Source organism: Citrobacter sp. Ce104 (assembly GCF_030334595.1).
GTDB classification, from domain to species: domain Bacteria; phylum Pseudomonadota; class Gammaproteobacteria; order Enterobacterales; family Enterobacteriaceae; genus Citrobacter; species Citrobacter europaeus.
Genome location: NZ_JAOWDP010000021.1, coordinates 1 through 19,367 on the forward strand (window position 1 = coordinate 1; position 19,367 = coordinate 19,367).

Annotated in this window: 15 protein-coding genes and 1 riboswitch; of the genes, 7 read left to right on the forward strand and 8 right to left on the reverse strand. The window is 53.1% G+C overall.

The genetic code is table 11. From position 1 onward, the window contains the following. Nucleotides 1-101: 101 nt before the first annotated feature. Together murI and btuB are read right to left on the reverse strand one after the other, a co-directional pair. The gene (murI, locus tag OGW16_RS01385; protein ID WP_286517608.1) at nucleotides 102-953 is read right to left on the reverse strand and encodes a glutamate racemase; all 852 of its coding nucleotides are present in this window, start codon (nucleotides 951-953) and stop codon (nucleotides 102-104) included. Next, nucleotides 898-2,736: a TonB-dependent vitamin B12 receptor BtuB gene (gene btuB / locus OGW16_RS01390; RefSeq protein WP_286517611.1), complete on the reverse strand. Its 1,839-nt coding sequence runs from the start codon at nucleotides 2,734-2,736 to the stop codon at nucleotides 898-900. Before btuB ends, murI begins: the two co-directional genes overlap by 56 nt. A 65-nt stretch (nucleotides 2,737-2,801) precedes the next feature. Then, nucleotides 2,802-2,988: riboswitch (cobalamin riboswitch) on the reverse strand. A 115-nt stretch (nucleotides 2,989-3,103) separates the two neighbouring features. On the opposite strand from btuB, the gene trmA reads away from it, so the two are divergent. Then, complete coding sequence (gene trmA / locus OGW16_RS01395; RefSeq protein WP_043018952.1) at nucleotides 3,104-4,204, forward strand: tRNA (uridine(54)-C5)-methyltransferase TrmA; 1,101 nt, start codon at nucleotides 3,104-3,106, stop codon at nucleotides 4,202-4,204. Nucleotides 4,205-4,252: 48 nt separating this feature from the next. Here the strand turns inward: trmA and OGW16_RS01400 are convergent, their stop codons facing one another. Further along, nucleotides 4,253-4,612 (reverse strand): YijD family membrane protein, encoded by a 360-nt coding sequence (locus OGW16_RS01400; RefSeq protein WP_003825114.1) that lies wholly within the window; start codon nucleotides 4,610-4,612, stop codon nucleotides 4,253-4,255. A gap of 15 nt (nucleotides 4,613-4,627) precedes the next feature. After that, on the reverse strand, nucleotides 4,628-5,263 hold the full coding sequence (fabR, locus tag OGW16_RS01405) for an HTH-type transcriptional repressor FabR (protein ID WP_003028862.1): 636 nt from the start codon (nucleotides 5,261-5,263) through the stop codon (nucleotides 4,628-4,630). A 191-nt stretch (nucleotides 5,264-5,454) separates the two neighbouring features. Here fabR and sthA point away from each other — a divergent pair, with 191 nt between their 5' ends. Beyond that, a complete protein-coding gene (gene sthA / locus OGW16_RS01410; protein ID WP_043018951.1) occupies nucleotides 5,455-6,855 on the forward strand; it encodes a Si-specific NAD(P)(+) transhydrogenase in 1,401 nt (466 codons plus the stop codon). Here the strand turns inward: sthA and oxyR are convergent. The 4 genes from oxyR to argC form a co-directional block, all read right to left on the reverse strand. Next, entirely contained in the window at nucleotides 6,838-7,755 is a 918-nt protein-coding gene (gene oxyR, locus OGW16_RS01415) for a DNA-binding transcriptional regulator OxyR (RefSeq protein WP_043018950.1), read from the reverse strand. The genes sthA and oxyR overlap by 18 nt on opposite strands. A gap of 298 nt (nucleotides 7,756-8,053) precedes the next feature. Further along, nucleotides 8,054-9,427 (reverse strand): argininosuccinate lyase, encoded by a 1,374-nt coding sequence (gene argH / locus OGW16_RS01420; protein ID WP_043018949.1) that lies wholly within the window; start codon nucleotides 9,425-9,427, stop codon nucleotides 8,054-8,056. Between the two features lie 117 nt (nucleotides 9,428-9,544). After that, nucleotides 9,545-10,318 carry an acetylglutamate kinase gene (gene argB / locus OGW16_RS01425; RefSeq protein ID WP_043018948.1) on the reverse strand — a complete coding sequence of 258 codons (774 nt, stop codon included), beginning with the start codon at nucleotides 10,316-10,318 and terminating at the stop codon, nucleotides 9,545-9,547. Between the two features lie 10 nt (nucleotides 10,319-10,328). After that, a complete protein-coding gene (gene argC / locus OGW16_RS01430; protein ID WP_043018947.1) occupies nucleotides 10,329-11,333 on the reverse strand; it encodes an N-acetyl-gamma-glutamyl-phosphate reductase in 1,005 nt (334 codons plus the stop codon). Between the two features lie 155 nt (nucleotides 11,334-11,488). Here argC and argE point away from each other — a divergent pair, with 155 nt between their 5' ends. From argE to fsa, 5 genes are all read left to right on the forward strand, one after another. After that, a complete protein-coding gene (gene argE / locus OGW16_RS01435; RefSeq protein ID WP_043018946.1) occupies nucleotides 11,489-12,640 on the forward strand; it encodes an acetylornithine deacetylase in 1,152 nt (383 codons plus the stop codon). Nucleotides 12,641-12,917: 277 nt separating this feature from the next. Continuing rightward, nucleotides 12,918-15,569: a phosphoenolpyruvate carboxylase gene (gene ppc / locus OGW16_RS01440; protein ID WP_043018945.1), complete on the forward strand. Its 2,652-nt coding sequence runs from the start codon at nucleotides 12,918-12,920 to the stop codon at nucleotides 15,567-15,569. 209 nt (nucleotides 15,570-15,778) lie between these two features. Beyond that, nucleotides 15,779-17,512 (forward strand): phosphoethanolamine transferase CptA, encoded by a 1,734-nt coding sequence (locus OGW16_RS01445; protein WP_199995158.1) that lies wholly within the window; start codon nucleotides 15,779-15,781, stop codon nucleotides 17,510-17,512. Nucleotides 17,513-17,597: 85 nt separating this feature from the next. After that, nucleotides 17,598-18,455, forward strand: coding sequence for a helix-turn-helix transcriptional regulator (locus OGW16_RS01450; protein ID WP_286517649.1), 858 nt, complete (start codon nucleotides 17,598-17,600; stop codon nucleotides 18,453-18,455). 249 nt (nucleotides 18,456-18,704) lie between these two features. Then, on the forward strand, nucleotides 18,705-19,367 hold the full coding sequence (gene fsa, locus OGW16_RS01455; RefSeq protein WP_003825157.1) for a fructose-6-phosphate aldolase: 663 nt from the start codon (nucleotides 18,705-18,707) through the stop codon (nucleotides 19,365-19,367).

A 19,367-nucleotide genomic window follows, 5' to 3' on the forward strand; every position in this document is an offset into this window, starting at 1 on the left:
TTGTTCCGTGTCAGTGGAGGCGCATTATAGGGAGTTATTTCAGGCTGACAAGGGGAAATTTAAAATAATCTTCCGAGTGCCTACTTTTCCACCAAAACGACCTAAACCGCCAGTTTTTCGAGCGACTTAAAGCCATAACGCTGCAGTACGGGTAATAATTGTTCGGCTTCTGTGGCCATTGCCATACAGAATGCGACATTCTCGTCAGTTGATTTTGCGTCTGGCGCCTCATGTTCTAATAACCAGGCCGTGCGACGCGCAATTGCGGCACCAGAATCCACCAACCGCGTTCCCTCGGGCAGTACCTGTAAAAGTTCTTCCTGTAATAGAGGGAAATGGGTGCAGCCGAGCACTACCGTGTCAGGTGGTTCCGTCATCCTCAGCCAAGGGCGCAGGATGCGGCGCAGTTCTTCCAGAGAAACTGTTTCACCGTGTAGCTTCGCTTCAGCCAGTTCCACCAGCTCGGCGGAACCCAACATCGCTATCTGACATTCGTTAGCAAATCGCGCAATCAACTCGTGAGTATACGAACGCTTCACCGTTGCACGTGTAGCCAGCAGCCCCACTACGCCATTCGCCGTGAGTCGCGCCGCCGGTTTAATCGCAGGCACCACGCCCACAACCGGGAAGGCAAATTTCTCACGTAACGCAGGAAGCGACACCGTGCTTGCTGTATTACACGCGATGACCGCAAGAGAGAGAGGATAGCGCTGCTGGACCGCAGTCACAATCTCAACAACACGTTCGACGATAAACTCCTCGCTCTTCTCTCCATAAGGAAAGGCGACATTGTCGAAAGCGTAGATATAGTGGAGATCCGGCAGAAGACGCCGGATCTCGTCATAGACCGACAACCCACCGACACCGGAATCAAACACCAGCACGGTGGGACGTGGATCAGAAGGTGTAGCTGCCAGACAAGGTGTATTCCCGTCCTGCAGTTGCGTAGCCATAAACTGTCTCGTAATCTTTATCGAACAGGTTGGCGATTTTACCACGAACTGTCAGCTGTGAGGTGATTGGATATGACACGGCAAGATCCCACAGGCTAACCCCACCCATTTTTACCGGCTGGTAGGTTACGTAGTCCGTGTCATAACGCGTTCCCAGGTAGTGATACGTCAGGCCCCAGTCAAAATCATAGACCTGCCAGTCAAGCTGGTACTTCACCTGCTGTTTAGAACGGCGCGCGAGCGGCTTGTCCGTAATCGCATTGCGCGAATCGACATAATCGTAGCTCAGCGTATGTGCCAGCGGACCGGTATCAAAGTTTGCGGTCGCTTCCACACCTTTAATGCGTACTTTGCCTTCGTTAAAGTATTTTTCGGTATGCGGGTCGTAATCGATCATGTCATCAATATCGTTGCGATACCCTGAAACTCGCCAGTTCACGCCCGCCGTTAAGCCTTCAAACGCCCCTTCCCATTGCTTACTTTGCTCAGGATCCAGGTTCGAATTGCCGTAATAACCATGCAGTTGTCCGAGATTAGGCGCTTTGTAAGATGTACCGTATGACGCAATAAAGCGATAGCCCTCAATAAACTCCCATCCGGCGCTGGTTTGCCATGTGCCATGACGTCCAAACTCGGAGTTGTCATCGCTACGCGCCGCGCCTTCAAAGGTAAAGTCGCCCAGTTGCTGCAACCCGGTCAGATAGAGCCCCGTATTACGCTGATCGTAACCGTCCGTAACATACCCGGTGCCTGGCGTTGTGGTTTGTTTTTGCCAGTCGACGCCTGCGCCTACGTTACCGTGCCCCAGCACCATACTGTTGGACCACTGAACATTATATTGCTTCATATCATCCAGTGTGGCCGAGGAGTCATAGCGGCCATAATCCGGATCATAGTTGTAGTCTTTGCTATGGCTATAGCTCGAAACCAGCTGCGACTGGATAAGCTCGCCATTAAAACGTAGTCCGGCATCCCAGCTTTGGCTGTAGAGTTTTCGGGTATCGAGGAGCGGCGAGCTAGGGGAGTAATATGCGTCGTAATTCGTACGGTTATCATAACCATAGCCACGAACAAATCCGCTCCATGTATCGGAAAAGTTGTGTTCCAGCGCGCCATACAGCGTCTTACTTAAAAAACCGTCTTTATCGGGCTGAGCCTGAGAGCCGGTGCTGCCGTATGCTACAACATCAAAACCTTTGGTATAGGCATAATCACCCATCAGCGTGACGCGCGTATTTTCGCCGAGCTGCTGTTGAGTTGAGACATCGTAATTCTGATACCCATTGCTCCCCACACCGGCCGTAAGTTCTGTCCCCGGCTTTTCGCGCGTGGTAATGATATTCACCACGCCGCCAATCGCATCAGAACCGTAAACCGCCGAACGCGGCCCACGAATGTATTCGATACGTTGTACTAGCGAGACAGGGAACTGGCTGAGATCGGCAGATCCGCTCACACCCGCTAAGTTCAGACGCACACCGTCAATCAGTACCAGAACATGGCTGGAATTGGTTCCACGAATAAAAATTGAGGAGTTTTGTCCCATGCCGCCGCTTTGCGCGATATCGACGCCGGGCAGACGACGAAGCACATCATTCACGGAGGTGGATTGCCAGCGATCGATATCCTGACGCGTAACAACGGTGATAGGAGCAAGTACTGCGCTACGAGGCTGCTGAAAACGGTTGGCAGTGACGACAAGAGTATCTGGGCTAGTGTCCTGCGCCCAACCAGAAAATGCCGTGACGGACAGTGCCGTGCACAGCAGCGATTTTTTAATCATTGTAAAGCATCCACAATATAAGAAGGATGCCGCAGGTCCCACCGATAGTACGCGATGATGAAAGCCAGATGCGACGTTAGCCGGCAGGTCTTCGGGCTTGGAGGCAACTTAAAGAGATGATGACTTCCCACGGCAAGCCGCAGTGTCTGCACCAGGTGCGCTCATCTCCTACCTTCCTTACCGCTGCGCGTCAGCTCCAGATTCACACTGGATTCCCTTTTAACTCACAGGACCGGAAAACGGATGCTACAGTTTGTTACAACCCACTGTCCAGACTGCGTATCACAATATCGAAAATCATCAATGACTGGACATCTGTTGAGCAATCCCTACAATCCCCGCGTACTTTTATTTTTCAGGACGCATCATGACCCCCGAACACCTTCCGACAGAACAGTACGACGCCCAGTTAGCTGAAAAAGTAGTGCGTCTGCAGAGCTTAATGACGCCATTTTATGCACAGGCTCCGGAAGTGTTTCGCTCACCGGTCAGCCACTACCGTATGCGCGCGGAATTTCGTCTGTGGCATGACGGGGATGACCTGTACCACATCATGTTCGACAGCCAGACCAAAAACCGTATTCGTGTCGACAGCTTCCCGGCGGCCAGCGAGCTTATCAACACGCTGATGACGGCAATGATCGAAGGGGTACGCAATAACCGCGTCCTGCGCCACAAACTGTTCCAGATTGATTACCTCACAACCCTGAGCGATCAGGCGGTGGTATCGATGCTGTACCATAAAAAGCTGGATGATGAATGGCGTCAGGAAGCCGAAGCGCTGCGGGATGCGCTGCGGGCGCAAAACCTGAACGTGCATCTGATTGGCCGGGCAACTAAAACCAAAATCGAACTGGACCAGGACTACATTGACGAACGCTTGCCGGTTGCGGGTAAAGAGATTATCTATCGTCAGGTTGAGAACAGCTTCACCCAGCCGAATGCCGCCATGAATATTCAGATGCTGGAATGGGCGATTGATGTCACCAGGGGGTCAAAAGGCGATCTGCTGGAGCTGTACTGCGGCAATGGCAATTTCTCTCTCGCCCTCGCACAAAACTTCAACCGCGTGCTGGCCACTGAAATCGCCAAGCCATCTGTGGCTGCTGCACAGTACAACATTGCGGCGAACCATATTGATAATGTACAAATTATCCGCATGGCGGCCGAGGAGTTTACTCAGGCGATGAACGGGGTGCGCGAGTTCAACCGTTTGCAGGGGATCGATCTGAAGAGTTACCAGTGTGAAACCATTTTCGTTGATCCACCGCGCAGCGGTCTGGACAGCGAAACGGAGAAAATGGTGCAGGCGTATCCGCGAATTCTGTACATCTCCTGCAACCCGGAGACATTGTGTAAGAACCTGGAAACGTTAAGCCAGACCCACAATGTTTCACGTCTGGCTCTGTTCGATCAGTTCCCGTACACGCACCATATGGAGTGCGGTGTATTACTGACCGCAAAGTAAGTAATGTGCTGGCCGGGGGCGTTTCGCTTGCCCGGCCTACAACTATTACTACTCCGCTATTTCCTGTTTACGGTTACGCACCTTAAAGCCAATCCAGAACACCAGAATCACCGACAGTACCGCTGGGAAGAAGTTAGAACCAATATCCGGATATTCAGCGCGAACTACGGTGCTGTACAACAAAACGCCGAGAATAAAACAGGCGGCGGCCAGGCCCGGTAGCCCCACAGGCATGGTGCGATTCTGATAGCGTTGATGCAGACAATAAACCGTCAGCACCAGCGAAATAATCGGGAATACTGAGAATGGCACAATGGAGCTAAACAGCGCCGCAAATGTACCATTAATCGATAAGCCAGCAACCAGCGCCAGCAGCAGCGTACCTTTATCTTGACCTGACTGTTTCATTGCTCGTCCTTCTCGTTACTCGGAGTGGTGCGTCATCTTCTCTTGTTCACGGCGGTACCAATAAAATGCGCCTTTGGCGATCATCCGCAGTTGCAATACCAGCCGCTCTTCCAGCTGTCGACGCTGTTCGGCGCCAACATCCAGTGCTTCTGCCCCGGCGCTGAACACAATCGTTACCATGGCTTCGGCTTGCGCTTCAGTAAACGCACGAGGCATATGGTTTTCGAGTTCCAGATAGTCCGCAAGTTCCGCAATGAAGTGCTGAATTTCACGAGCCACTGCGGCACGAAACGCCGCGGAGGTACCAGACCGCTCGCGCAATAATAAACGGAAGGCGTTGGGATTGTTGCCGATGAACTCCATAAATGTTGAGACCGAGGTGCGGATCACACTCCCGCCCTTCGCGATACGCTGACGCGCCTGGCGCATCAACTGACGCAGCATCAGACCGCTCTCGTCCACCATCGTCAGGCCGAGTTCATCCACATCGCGGAAGTGGCGATAAAACGAGGTTGGCGCTATGCCCGCTTCACGAGCGACTTCGCGTAAACTGAGGCTGGCAAAACTACGCTCAGCGCTGAGTTGACTAAATGCGGCTTCTACCAGCGAACGCCGGGTTTTTTCTTTTTGTTGCGCTCTAACGCCCATCACGATGTCTGAATCCTTCCACATACCTTGCTGGCACTATACCAGAGATTAGGCGGTTGGCATGGCTTTGTGAATGATTGTTTACGCGCAGTTTGTGCTTCGGGTTCGCAAAAAAGCACAACGATAATTGGGTTATCTCGCCAACGATGTTACTATTCTGTTGCTTTTATGTATAAGAACAGGTAAGCCTGACCATGTCACATTCCTACGATTACGATGCAATAGTAATAGGTTCCGGTCCCGGCGGCGAAGGCGCTGCAATGGGGCTGGTTAAGCAAGGAGCGCGCGTCGCGGTGATTGAGCGCTATCATAACGTCGGTGGAGGCTGTACCCACTGGGGCACCATCCCGTCGAAAGCTCTCCGCCACGCCGTCAGCCGTATTATTGAATTCAATCAGAACCCACTTTACAGCGACCACTCCCGACTCCTTCGTTCTTCTTTCGCCGATATTCTCAACCACGCTGATAACGTTATTAATCAGCAAACGCGGATGCGGCAAGGCTTTTACGAGCGTAACCACTGCGAAATTTTGCAGGGAAATGCCCGTTTTGTTGATGAACACACGATCGCCCTGGAATGCCACGACGGCACGGTGGAAACGCTGACCGCGGATAAGTTCGTTATCGCTTGCGGCTCACGCCCATATCACCCAGTTGACGTCGACTTCTCGCATCCCCGGGTGTATGACAGCGACTCTATCCTGAGTCTGCACCATGAACCCCGCCACGTTTTGATTTATGGCGCGGGGGTAATTGGCTGCGAATATGCGTCGATCTTCCGCGGAATGGACGTCAAAGTTGATTTAATCAACACCCGCGATCGTCTGCTGGCGTTCCTCGATCAAGAGATGTCCGACTCGCTCTCTTACCACTTCTGGAACAGCGGTGTGGTCATTCGCCACAACGAAGAATACGAGAAGATTGAAGGTTGCGATGACGGCGTCATCATGCACCTGAAATCTGGCAAGAAACTGAAGGCTGACTGCCTGCTGTACGCCAATGGTCGTACCGGTAATACCGATTCGCTGGCGCTGGAAAATATTGGTCTGAAAACCGACAGCCGCGGACAGCTGAAGGTCAACAGCATGTACCAGACGGCGCTGCCGCACGTGTATGCCGTAGGGGATGTGATCGGCTATCCGAGTCTGGCATCGGCGGCCTACGATCAGGGACGCATTGCCGCCCAGGCATTAGTAAAAGGCGAAGCAACCGCGCATCTGATTGAAGATATCCCGACCGGGATTTATACCATTCCGGAAATCAGCTCCGTCGGTAAAACCGAACAGCAGCTCACGGCAATGAAAGTTCCCTACGAGGTTGGCCGCGCCCAGTTTAAACATCTGGCACGTGCGCAAATCGTGGGTATGAGTGTCGGGACGCTGAAGATCCTGTTCCATCGCGAAACCAAAGAGATTTTGGGGATCCACTGCTTTGGGGAACGCGCGGCCGAAATTATTCACATCGGTCAGGCGATAATGGAGCAAAAAGGTGGTGGTAACACCATCGAATACTTCGTTAACACCACCTTTAACTACCCAACCATGGCAGAAGCCTATCGGGTAGCGGCGCTAAATGGCTTAAACCGCCTTTTTTAACGCACTGTCGAAATGGCCATCCATTGACCCACGGATGGCCTCTGCCAGCTGTTCATAACGGCTGCGCAGCGGCGAGCCTGGACGATACACCAGACCAATCGTGCGACGCGGTTCAGGCTTGATGCAGGGCAGATAGACAACGCCATCACGCTTACGCTCCGGCGGCACGGCCAGCGCAGGCAGTAAGGTAATACCGCTGCCTGCCGCCACCATGTTGCGCAGCGTTTCCAGGCTGGTTGCCCGGAAATGAGTATCCTCATCAGCGCCCGCTTCAAAGCAGAAGCCCATCGCCTGATCGCGCAGACAGTGGCCATCCTCCAGCATCAGCAATTTCTCACCCGCCAGATCGGACATCGGCACACAGTCGCGGTTTGCCCATGGGTGATCTTCATAGATCGCCAGCAGCATAGGCTCATCAAATAATGGTACTTCGATGAACGCCTCACTCTCTTTCACCAGCGCCAGGATGACGCAGTCGAGCTTACCGCTATCCAGTTGCGCCAACAGCTGATGCGTCTGCGCCTCATGAAGATACATTTCCAGTTTTGGAAAGGTCTGGTGCAACATAGGGATAATATGCGGCAGCAGGTATGGCCCCACCGTTGGGATCAAACCAATATGCAGCGGGCCAGACATTGTCTCACCCTGTTGGCTTGCCATCTCCTTGAGCACTTTGACCTCGCGCAGCACGGTGCGCGCCTGATCCACCAGCAGTAGACCTGCCTGAGTGAACAGCACCTTGCGACTCGTACGCTCCAGCAGCATGACACCAAGCTCATCTTCCAGCTTGCGGATCTGTCCGCTCAGCGTTGGCTGGCTAACGTGACAGGAGTCTGCCGCACGTCGGAAGTGACGATGTTCGGCTAGCGCCACCAGGTATTCAAGATCACGAATATTCATTATTCATCCTCCATCGCCACGATAGTTCGTAGCGATAGGTAGCATAGCAACGAACGATTATCCCTATCAAGCTTTCTGTTTAATAATGCACCACAGAAACGGAACGGTACCCCTTTAACCCTTGAAGCTACTGTCCGTTTTGAGAGTTTCTCTCATACTCGAAATAACTAAAGCCAACGTGAACTTTTGCGGACCTTGAGTCCGCATTTTTTTTGCATAAAAAAGCCCGGCGTAATGCCAGGCTCTGATAACTGTTTGCCTGATGGCGCTACGCATATCAGGCTTACAAAGACAAAGGTTACGCCAGACGCGCCTTCGCGTAGTCGATCGCTTGCGCAACCTGCTGCGGCGACACGCCACCTTTCGCCGCACGTTTATCCAGGCACGATTGCAACGAGAGGATCGGGTAAACGTCATCGCCAATCACCTGGCTAAACTTTTGTAAGTCGGCAAGCGACAGCGCTTCCAGCGGTTTGCCCTGACGAATTGCCTCGACCACCGTTTCCCCCACGATATGATGCGCTTCGCGGAACGGAACACCTTTCGCCACCAGATAATCCGCCAGCTCAGTGGCGTTAGCATAGCCTTGCTGCGCTGCTTCCTGACAACGCGGACGTTTCACCTGAATGCCATCCAGCACCAGCGCGGCCATATGCAGGCAGTCCAGCCAGGTGTCGAGCGCGTCAAACACCCCTTCCTTGTCTTCCTGCATATCTTTGTTGTACGCCAGCGGGAGACCTTTTAAGGTCATCATCATGCCGGTCAGCGCACCCTGTACGCGACCGCATTTGCCACGGATTAACTCCAGCGCATCCGGGTTTTTCTTCTGTGGCATCAGAGATGACCCCGAAGTCACACGGTCGGACAGTTCGACAAAGCCCGCTTCGCCGGTATTAAAGAAAATCAGATCTTCAGCAAAACGCGACAGATGCACCATACCGATAGAGGCATCGGAGAGTAACTCCAGCACGTGGTCACGGTCAGAAACGCTGTCCAGACTGTTACGCGTCGCCGAGGCAAAGCCCAACCAACCGGCCAACTGCTCGCGATCGATTTCATACGCCGTACCCGCCAGCGCGCCGCAGCCTAACGGACTTACGTCCAGGCGCTTGAGCGCATCCTGCAGACGGCTCTCGTCACGCGCAAGCATTTCGACATAGGCCAGACACCAGTGGGCAAACGTCACCGGCTGCGCGCGTTGCAGGTGGGTGTAACCCGGCATAACGGCGTCCTGGTTATTCTCTGCCGTCACCACCAGCGCACTTTGCAACTGACGGTTAGCCGACAGTAATTCAATAACCGTGTCTTTACACCACAGTTTAAGATCGGTCGCGACCTGGTCATTACGGCTACGACCGGTATGCAGTTTTTTACCTAGCTGGCCGACTTTATCAATCAGCTTACCTTCCACCCAGCTGTGAATATCTTCGGCATCGCTTTGAAGGATTTGCTGCGGATCCAGGCGCACTTCTTCCAGCAGGTTATTCAGCGCCTCTTCCAGTTGCAGTTGTTCATCGGCAGTCAGTACACCGACCGTTACCAACGCTTTGGACCAGGCCACAGAGCCGATAATATCCTGTTCAGCCAGGCGGTAGTCAAAACGTAACGAGTCGTTGAACTGTTTGAACCGCTGATCTGCTGCCTGTGTAAAACGCCCACCCCAAAGTGCCATAACATGCTTCCTTAAAATCTTTTAATTTCAATGCCGGATGGCGCTACGCTTATCCGGCCTACAGGTTCTGTTCACGTAGGCCCGATAAGGCGTAACCGCCATCGGGCATACAAATACTTAAGCCAGAATACGGGTACCGATCGGCGTGCCGTTAAACAACGCCGGGAGTTGCTCGGCATGGCGCCAGGAGGCGATATCCACCGGACGGCCCAGCGTACGCGCGGCATCCAGCGCCGCATTGACCTTCACGATCATGCCATCGGTAATAATTCCCTGGTCAATCAACTGCTCCGCTTTCGCGGCGGTCATTTCGGCAATACGCTGGCCTTTACCATCCAGAATGCCGCTTACGTCAGAGAGCAGGATCAGATCCGCCCCCAGCGTAGCCGCCAGCGCCGTTGCCGCCTGATCGGCATTAACGTTCATCAGCAGTCCGTCTTCCGTAACGCCAATGGAGCTTACTACCGGTAAAAAACCGTTTTCCAGCAGCGTGTTAATCAGCTTAGGCGAACCCGGCTGCGCCAGTCCAACATGACCGAGCTCTTTATCGAGCGGCGTCACTTTTACGCTGTCGCCATCGCCAAGAAACAGACCCACGGACGCAATCTGATGCTTTTTCGCCCAGGCCAGTAAGGTTTTATTCGCTGTTCCCGCCAGGGCTCCGGTAATAATATCAATTTGATCGGCAGGCGTGACGCGCAGACCATTTTTCTTTTTCACCGGCAGATTCAGCTGTTTCATCAGCTCGTCGACCACGCAGCCGCCGCCGTGCACAATGACCAGCGGACGCTGGTGCGACTCACGATAATTCACCAGTGCGGTAAACAGACGCTCCAGCGCCTCTTCGCTATCCAGTAAAACGCCGCCCAGCTTGATAATTAATGGATTCATTGTTGCACCCTTAAATAAGAGACTGCGTTTGGGCAAAGCCAAAACGAATATTTGCGCACTGCATCGCCTGTGCCGCCGCGCCTTTCAATAAGTTGTCTTCCGTCGCCACCACGATCAGGTGCTCACCTTGCACGGCAAACCCAATATCACAGAATGGTAAGCCAACCACATTCTTCAGCGCCGGAACGCCGTTGTCATATAAACGCACCAGTGGCTTATCACCATACGCCTGCTGCAACGTCTGGGCCACCTGCGCATGGGTTACGCCCGCTTGCAAACGGCAGGTAATGGTTTCCAGAATTCCGCGTGGGAAGTTGCCCAGATGCGGAGTGAAGATCACCTCCGCGCCAAGATGAGTGGCGATTTCCGGCTGATGACGATGGGTAAACACGCCATACGGCTGCAGGCTCACCTCACAAAAACTGTTAGAGATAGCCGCTTTACGGCCCGCACCGCTCACGCCGCTGGTGGCGTTAATCACCGGCCACTGGCTGAGATCCAGCAGCCCGGCATCAATCAGTGGTTTCAACGACAGCTGCGCCGCGGTCGGATAACAACCCGGCACGGCAATCAGATTAGCTTCTTTCAGTTGGTCTTCGTTCCATTCCGCCAACCCGTAAACTGCCTGCTCCAGCAGGTCGGGATGCTGATGGGTAAAGCCATAATATTTTTCATAAAACGCGCCGTCGTTTACACGAAATGCGCCTGAGAGGTCAAACACGACGCAACCGGCCTGCAAAAACTGCGGGGCCAGGTCATGACTCACCTCATGAGCCGTTGCGAGGAACACAACATCCACCCCTGGGCTAAACTCGCTGATATCTGACATCGGCTGCAACGGTAAATCGACAATACCTTTCAACTGCGGATGCAAATCGGAGATTAATTTTCCTGCATCATTGCTTTGCGCTGAGACGGTCAAAGCGGTTATGTTCATATCAGGATGGCGATTTACATAGGTCACAAGCTCTGCGCCGGCATAGCCACTGGCGCCCACAATCAGCGTATTCAACATCGGGGCTGCTCACCTTCTTAGATTCTGTTGCCAGGTATAAGCCTTTATCACCTCACCTTACACTTGGTGGGTTTTATTACGCTTAACGTTAATGTATTTTTATTCACAAATACTGCATGAATATTGATACTATCATGACCCGAGGTGTGTCAACAATGAAAAACAATTTACCGCCATTTATCGAGATTTACCGCGCTCTGATTGCCACGCCATCGATAAGCGCTACCGAAGAAGCGCTCGATCAAAGCAATGCAGGTTTAATCACTCTGTTGGCGGGCTGGTTTAAAGATTTAGGCTTCAATGTGGAGGTCCAGCCGGTTCCCGACACGCGAAATAAATTCAATATGCTGGCGAGCATTGGACAAGGCGCTGGCGGTCTGCTGTTGGCGGGCCATACCGATACCGTCCCCTTTGACGACGGACGCTGGACGCGCGATCCGTTCACCCTGACCGAGCATGACAATAAGCTCTACGGTCTGGGTACGGCAGATATGAAGGGCTTCTTCGCGTTTATCCTCGACGCATTGCGTGATGTCGACGTCACGAAGCTGAAAAAGCCCCTGTACATTCTGGCCACTGCCGACGAAGAGACCAGCATGGCGGGAGCACGTTATTTCTCTGAAACCACCGCTCTGCGCCCGGACTGCGCGATCATTGGCGAACCCACTTCCCTGCAACCGGTCCGCGCGCACAAGGGTCATATTTCTAATGCGATTCGCATTTTGGGGCAATCGGGTCACTCAAGCGATCCCGCGCGTGGCGTTAATGCGATTGAACTGATGCATGATGCCATCGGCCATATCATGACTCTGCGCGATGACCTGAAAGAGCGCTATCACCATGACGCCTTTACCGTCCCGTACCCGACGCTGAATTTGGGTCACATCCACGGTGGCGACGCCGCCAACCGAATCTGCGCCTGCTGCGAACTGCATATGGATATTCGCCCATTGCCCGGCATGACGCTCAACGATCTCAATGGCTTACTTAACGATGCGCTGGCCCCTGTCAGCGAGCGCTGGCCGGGTCGCCTGACGGTCTCGGAACTGCATCCGCCAATTCCGGGCTATGAATGCCCGCCGGATCATCAACTGGTACAAGTGGTTGAGAAGCTACTGGGAGCGCAAACGGAAGTGGTGAACTACTGCACCGAAGCGCCGTTTATCCAGACGCTTTGCCCAACGCTGGTGTTGGGCCCAGGTTCTATTAATCAGGCACATCAGCCGGATGAGTATCTGGAAACGCGTTTTATTAAGCCGACGCGGGAGTTAATTACCCAGGTCGTACATCACTTCTGCTGGCATTAACCGCAAATCACCTCGTTAACCCTTTAGTGGTAATCGAGGTGAATTATTAACATTTCCATAAGCAAAGCTTATTTGATTCGATGTGAATTAAATAACGTAAATTCCCGCCATTTTTTCGTTTGCTGAACCGATTTCGCAGCAATTGACGTCACGAGTTTTACGTGGCTTTATAAAAGACGGCGAACAAACAAAGTCCGAGAGATTTCGTGGCGCAGCCAACGCCGCTGAGGCGCGAAAGATACAGGACGCATAAATTAAAGATGGGGTGTCTGGGTTAATGAACGAACAATATTCCGCGTTGCGTAGTAATGTCAGTATGCTCGGCAAAGTGCTGGGAGAAACCATCAAGGATGCGTTGGGAGAGAACATTCTCGACCGCGTAGAAACAATCCGTAAGCTGTCCAAATCATCCCGCGCTGGCAATGAAGTCAATCGCCAGGAGCTGCTTACTACGCTGCAAAACCTGTCTAACGACGAGCTGCTGCCGGTTGCCCGCGCGTTTAGCCAGTTTCTGAACCTGGCCAACACCGCCGAGCAGCACCATAGCATTTCGCCAAAAGGCGAAGCAGCCAGCAACCCGGAAGTGATTGCCCGCACGCTGCGTAAACTGAAAGAGCAGCCCAACCTCGATGAAGCCACCATCAAAAAAGCCGTGGAATCTCTCTCCCTGGAGCTGGTTCTTACCGCCCATCCGACCGAGATCACCCGCCGTACGCTGATCCATAAAATGGGTGAAGTGAACGCCTGCCTCAAACAGCTTGATAACAAAGACCTCGTCGATTACGAGCGCCATCAGTTGATGCGCCGTCTGCGCCAGTTGATTGCCCAGTCCTGGCATACGGATGAAATCCGTAAGCTACGCCCAAGCCCGGTTGATGAAGCCAAATGGGGCTTCGCGGTGGTTGAAAATAGTCTGTGGGAAGGCGTACCAAACTATCTGCGCGAGCTGAACGAACAGTTGGAGGAGCATCTGGGCTATAAGCTGCCGGTTGATTTTGTCCCGGTTCGCTTTACCTCCTGGATGGGCGGTGACCGCGATGGCAACCCGAACGTAACGGCGGATATCACCCGTCACGTGCTGCTGCTCAGCCGCTGGAAAGCCACCGACCTGTTTCTGAAAGACATCCAGTTTCTGATTTCTGAACTGTCGATGGTGGATGCCACGCCGGAACTGCTGGCGCTGGTGGGCGAAGAAGGCGCAGCAGAACCTTACCGCTATCTGATGAAAACCCTGCGTTCTCGTCTGATGGCAACCCAGGCCTGGCTGGAAGCCCGTCTTAAAGGCGAGAAATTGCCGAAACCGGCGGGACTTCTCACCCAAAACGAACAGCTCTGGGACCCGCTGTATGCGTGCTACCAGTCTCTGCAGGCCTGTGGCATGGGCATTATCGCCAATGGCGAATTGCTCGATACCCTACGCCGCGTGAAATGTTTCGGCGTACCGCTGGTACGTATTGATATTCGTCAGGAAAGCACCCGTCACACTGAAGCCCTTGGCGAACTGACCCGTTATCTGGGCATTGGCGACTACGAAAACTGGTCGGAAGCGGATAAACAGGCTTTCCTGATCCGCGAGCTGAACTCCAAGCGTCCGCTGCTCCCGCGTAACTGGGAACCGAGCAACGACACCCGCGAAGTGCTCGACACCTGTCAGGTCATTGCCGAAGCCCCGTATGGCTCCATTGCCGCCTATGTTATCTCCATGGCGAAAACGCCATCGGATGTGCTGGCCGTGCACCTGCTGCTGAAAGAAGCCGGTATCGGTTTTGCTATGCCGGTTGCCCCGTTATTTGAAACGCTGGATGACCTCAATAACGCCGATGACGTCATGTCCCAACTGCTGAATATTGACTGGTATCGTGGCTTTATTCAGGGCAAGCAGATGGTCATGATCGGCTACTCTGACTCCGCAAAGGACGCGGGCGTGATGGCGGCCTCCTGGGCGCAATATCAGGCACAGGACGCGCTGATCAAAACCTGCGAAAAAGCCGGTATCGAACTGACGCTGTTCCATGGTCGTGGCGGTTCCATTGGTCGCGGCGGCGCGCCTGCGCATGCGGCGCTGCTCTCTCAACCACCAGGCAGCCTGAAAGGCGGTCTGCGCGTGACAGAACAAGGGGAGATGATCCGCTTTAAGTACGGCCTGCCGGAAGTGACCATCAGCAGCCTGTCGCTGTATACCGGAGCAATTCTGGAGGCCAACCTGTTACCACCGCCAGAGCCGAAGGATAACTGGCGTCATATCATGGATGAGCTTTCCGATATTTCCTGCGAGCTCTATCGCGGATATGTGCGTGAAAACAAAGACTTCGTTCCTTACTTCCGTTCCGCGACGCCGGAGCAGGAACTGGGTAAACTGCCGCTCGGTTCACGTCCGGCAAAACGCCGTCCAACCGGCGGGGTAGAGTCTCTGCGCGCTATTCCGTGGATCTTCGCCTGGACGCAGAACCGCCTGATGCTCCCGGCCTGGCTGGGCGCAGGTACCGCGCTGCAAAAAGTGGTTGAAGACGGCAAGCAAAGCGAACTCGAAGCCATGTGCCGCGACTGGCCATTCTTCTCCACGCGTCTTGGCATGCTGGAAATGGTTTTCGCCAAAGCAGACCTGTGGCTGGCAGAGTACTACGATCAACGCCTGGTCAAAAAAGAGCTGTGGCCACTGGGTAAAGAGCTGCGTCAGCGCCTGGAAGCCGATATCGATGTCGTACTGGCAATTGCCAATGACTCACATTTGATGGCCGACCTGCCGTGGATTGCCGAGTCAATTCAGTTAAGAAATATTTATACTGACCCGCTGAACGTCTTACAGGCAGAGCTGTTACACCGCTCACGCCAGGCGGAAGAGCAAGGCAATGCACCGGACCCGCGCGTTGAACAAGCGTTGATGGTGACTATCGCTGGTGTCGCAGCCGGCATGCGTAATACAGGCTAACGTCCCCTCCCGTCGCCTTCGTGCTATTGTATGAAGGCGACGGCAAAAACTGCTGTCATAACCGCTTCTTTTTCAATATATTCCCGCCTGAATATATTCACTATACGAATGTATCAACAGCAAAACACGATCCTGAGATCGTGATGCTTCAGTTCCTCTTAATGTTTAGTCGCTATTCTTGGCGCTACGATTAAAGACAGGCTCACATTATGCAATCCTTACAACTCCAGTCTAAACCTAAATTTAGCTGGAAAGCCCTGGGTTGGGCGCTCCTCTATTTTTGGTTTTTTTCCAGTTTACTCCAGGTCATTATTTGTTTAACCGGTTATAGCGGAACTAATGGGTTACGCGACTCGTTACTATTCAGTTCGCTGTGGTTGATCCCGGTATTCTTATTTCCAAACCGTATCCGCGCGATCGCTGCCGTTATTGGCGTCATGCTATGGGCGGCCTCGCTGGCGGCTCTGAGCTATTACGTCATTTACGGACAAGAGTTTTCGCAAAGCGTTCTGTACGTAATGTTTGAAACCAATGCGAACGAAGCCAGCGAATATCTGAGCCAATATTTCAGCCTGAAAATTGTCCTTATCGCTCTGGCCTATACGGCTGTGGCTATTCTGCTGTGGACGCGTTTGCGCCCTGTGCATATTCCATCGCCCTGGCGTTATCTGGTGTCTTTCGCGCTGTTATACGGTTTGATTCTGCACCCAATGGCGGTTAATACGTTCATCAAACATAAACCGTTTGAAAAAACGTTAGATGGTCTCGCCTCACGTATGGAGCCTGCGGCCCCGTGGCAGATCATCTCTGGTTATTATCAATATCGTCAGCAGTTGACCTCGTTGAATAGCCTGCTGAATGAGAACAATGCCCTGCCGCCGCTGGCCAACTTCAAAGATAACTCCGGCGATGCTCCACGTACGCTGGTGCTGGTGATTGGGGAGTCAACGCAGCGTGGCCGCATGAGCCTGTATGGCTACCCGCGCGAAACGACGCCAGAACTGGATGCGTTGCATAAATCCGATCCTAACTTCACCGTGTTCAATAATGTCGTGACCTCACGTCCGTACACCATTGAAATCCTGCAGCAGGCGCTGACTTTCGCCAACGAGAAGAACCCGGACCTGTATCTGACTCAGCCGTCCCTGATGAACATGATGAAACAGGCCGGTTATAAAACCTTCTGGATAACCAACCAGCAGACGATGACTGCCCGCAACACCATGTTGACCGTGTTCTCGAAGCAGACGGATAAGCAGTTCTATATGAACCAGCAGCGTACGCAAAGCGCGCGCGAATATGACAGCAACGTGCTGGCGCCATTTAAAGAAGTACTGGCTGACCCGGCACCGAAAAAGTTCATCATCGTGCACCTGCTGGGAACGCATATTAAGTACAAATTCCGCTATCCGGATGGCCAGGGTAAATTCGATAACAATATCGACAATGTTCCCGCTGGCCTGAGTAATGATGAGCTGGAAGCTTACAACGATTACGACAGCGCGAATGCCTACAATGACCATATCATCGCCAGTCTGATCAAAGACTATAAAGCGACCGATCCGAACGGCTTCCTGCTGTACTTCTCCGATCACGGGGAAGAGGTATACGATACGCCTCCGCATAAAACGCAGGGTCGTAATGAAGACAACCCGACGCGCCATATGTATACGGTACCGTTCCTGCTGTGGACCTCTGAAAAATGGCAGGCCGCACACCCCCGCGACTTCTCACAGGATGTGGATCGTAAGTACAGCAGCTCTGAGCTTATCCACACCTGGTCTGATTTAGCGGGATTCACCTACGATGGTTTTGATCCAACTCGCGCCATTACTAACCCGCAGTTCAAAGAGACGACCCGCTGGATTGGCGACCCGTATAAAAAGAATGGCCTGATTGATTACGATACACTGCCTTACGGCGATCAAATCGGTAATCAGTAATCCCACACCGGCCACTCTTTAAGAGTGGCCTTTTTTTATGATGGCGGTTACTGTTCTCCCTGTCTGCTGCCTGCAAGGGATTAACATGTATCACGACGTCAGTCATCTTCTCTCCCGCCTGATTAACGGCCCCACGCCGCTGCGCCAGGTGTATTTTGCCAGCACCAATAGCTCAACGCCGGAACTGGCATATCAGGTCGATTTCCCCCGGCTGGAGATTGTGCTGGAAGGTGAGTTCACCGATAACGGCGTTGCAGGCGCACCCGCGACGTTACTGCCTTGCGATGTGCTGTTCGTTCCGGCTGGCGGCTGGAACTTTCCCCAGTGGCGCACACCGGTGACCACACTCAGCATCCTGTTCGGTAAACAGCAGTTGGGTTTCAGCATCGTCCAGTGGGACGGTAAGCAATATCAAAATGTTACCCGCCAGCACGTCGCGCGGCGTGGGCCACGCATTGGCTCTTTCCTGCTGCAAACGCTCAATGAAATGCAGATGCAACCACAGGAGCAGCAAACCGCCAGGTTAATCGTCGCGAGTTTACTCAGCCACTGCCGCGATCTGCTCGGCAGCCAGATCCAGACCGCGTCACGCAGTCAGGCGCTGTTCGAAGCCATTCGCGACTATATTGATGAACGCTACGCTTCGCCGCTCACCCGAGAGTCCGTCGCGCAGGCGTTTTACATTTCTCCCAATTACCTCTCCCATCTGTTTCAAAAAACGGGCGCCATCGGGTTTAACGAATACCTGAACCACACACGTCTGGAACACGCGAAGACGTTACTGAAAGGTTACGAGTTGAAGATCAAAGAAGTGGCGCACACCTGCGGGTTTGTTGACAGCAACTACTTCTGCCGCCTGTTTCGTAAAAATACCGAACGCTCGCCGTCAGAATATCGTCGGCAATATCATAGCCAGTTGACGGATAAAGATTTCCGCCGGTAATAAAGAAGACAAAAATAACATTCACTGGATTTTTGTAATATCAAAAAAGAAATCCATTAACCTCCCTACCAGAATAATCTCACCTGAAACTGATATGTGAAGTAACTCTCACTTTGAGAGACACATTACATTTATCCAGCTTTTGGCAGATTTGTCAGATAGCGAAGCGTGACCAAACACTCTTATCCTGTGCACAGCAAAGCATCCCGGCAACGGGCTGCTAACAGAAAATTAAGAGGATGTTTTTGTATGGAACTGTACCTAGATACCGCCAACGTCGCGGAAGTCGAACGTCTGGCACGCATCTTCCCTATTGCGGGAGTCACCACCAACCCAAGCATTGTGGCGGCAAGCAAAGAATCCATCTGGGATGTGCTGCCGCGCCTGCAAAACGCCATTGGCGAAGAGGGCATTCTGTTTGCTCAAACCATGAGCCGCGACGCGCAGGGCATGGTAGAGGAAGCCAAACGGCTGAGCAACGCGGTCCCCGGGCTGGTGGTAAAAATCCCGGTGACCTCCGAAGGTCTGGCCGCGATCAAAATGCTGAAAAAAGAGGGTATCACCACGCTGGGAACCGCCGTATACAGTGCTTCTCAGGGGCTGCTGGCTGCGTTGGCGGGGGCTAAATATATCGCACCTTACGTTAACCGTATTGACGCACAGGGCGGAGACGGAATTCGCACGGTACAAGAGCTGCAAACGTTACTGGAACTGCATGCGCCAAACAGCATGGTACTGGCCGCCAGCTTTAAAACCCCGCGTCAGGCGCTGGATTGCTTACTGGCAGGATGCGAAGCAATCACCCTGCCATTAGATGTAGCGCAACAAATGCTCAATACTCCTGCGGTAGAGTCAGCAATAGAGAAGTTTGAGCAGGACTGGAACAACGCATTTGGTCACATCAACCTGTGA

What these genes read in the sequence shown, in the direction of transcription:
- argE (WP_043018946.1), top strand. Translation starts at nt 11,489, where the DNA reads ATGAAAAACAATTTACCGCCATTTATCGAGATTTACCGCGCTCTGATT.
- murI (WP_286517608.1), bottom strand. Translation starts at nt 953, where the DNA reads ATGGCTACGCAACTGCAGGACGGGAATACACCTTGTCTGGCAGCTACA.
- OGW16_RS01400 (WP_003825114.1), bottom strand. Translation starts at nt 4,612, where the DNA reads ATGAAACAGTCAGGTCAAGATAAAGGTACGCTGCTGCTGGCGCTGGTT.
- argH (WP_043018949.1), bottom strand. Translation starts at nt 9,427, where the DNA reads ATGGCACTTTGGGGTGGGCGTTTTACACAGGCAGCAGATCAGCGGTTC.
- fsa (WP_003825157.1), top strand. Translation starts at nt 18,705, where the DNA reads ATGGAACTGTACCTAGATACCGCCAACGTCGCGGAAGTCGAACGTCTG.
- argC (WP_043018947.1), bottom strand. Translation starts at nt 11,333, where the DNA reads ATGTTGAATACGCTGATTGTGGGCGCCAGTGGCTATGCCGGCGCAGAG.
- argB (WP_043018948.1), bottom strand. Translation starts at nt 10,318, where the DNA reads ATGAATCCATTAATTATCAAGCTGGGCGGCGTTTTACTGGATAGCGAA.
- btuB (WP_286517611.1), bottom strand. Translation starts at nt 2,736, where the DNA reads ATGATTAAAAAATCGCTGCTGTGCACGGCACTGTCCGTCACGGCATTT.
- OGW16_RS01450 (WP_286517649.1), top strand. Translation starts at nt 17,598, where the DNA reads ATGTATCACGACGTCAGTCATCTTCTCTCCCGCCTGATTAACGGCCCC.
- OGW16_RS01445 (WP_199995158.1), top strand. Translation starts at nt 15,779, where the DNA reads ATGCAATCCTTACAACTCCAGTCTAAACCTAAATTTAGCTGGAAAGCC.
- sthA (WP_043018951.1), top strand. Translation starts at nt 5,455, where the DNA reads ATGTCACATTCCTACGATTACGATGCAATAGTAATAGGTTCCGGTCCC.
- ppc (WP_043018945.1), top strand. Translation starts at nt 12,918, where the DNA reads ATGAACGAACAATATTCCGCGTTGCGTAGTAATGTCAGTATGCTCGGC.
- oxyR (WP_043018950.1), bottom strand. Translation starts at nt 7,755, where the DNA reads ATGAATATTCGTGATCTTGAATACCTGGTGGCGCTAGCCGAACATCGT.
- trmA (WP_043018952.1), top strand. Translation starts at nt 3,104, where the DNA reads ATGACCCCCGAACACCTTCCGACAGAACAGTACGACGCCCAGTTAGCT.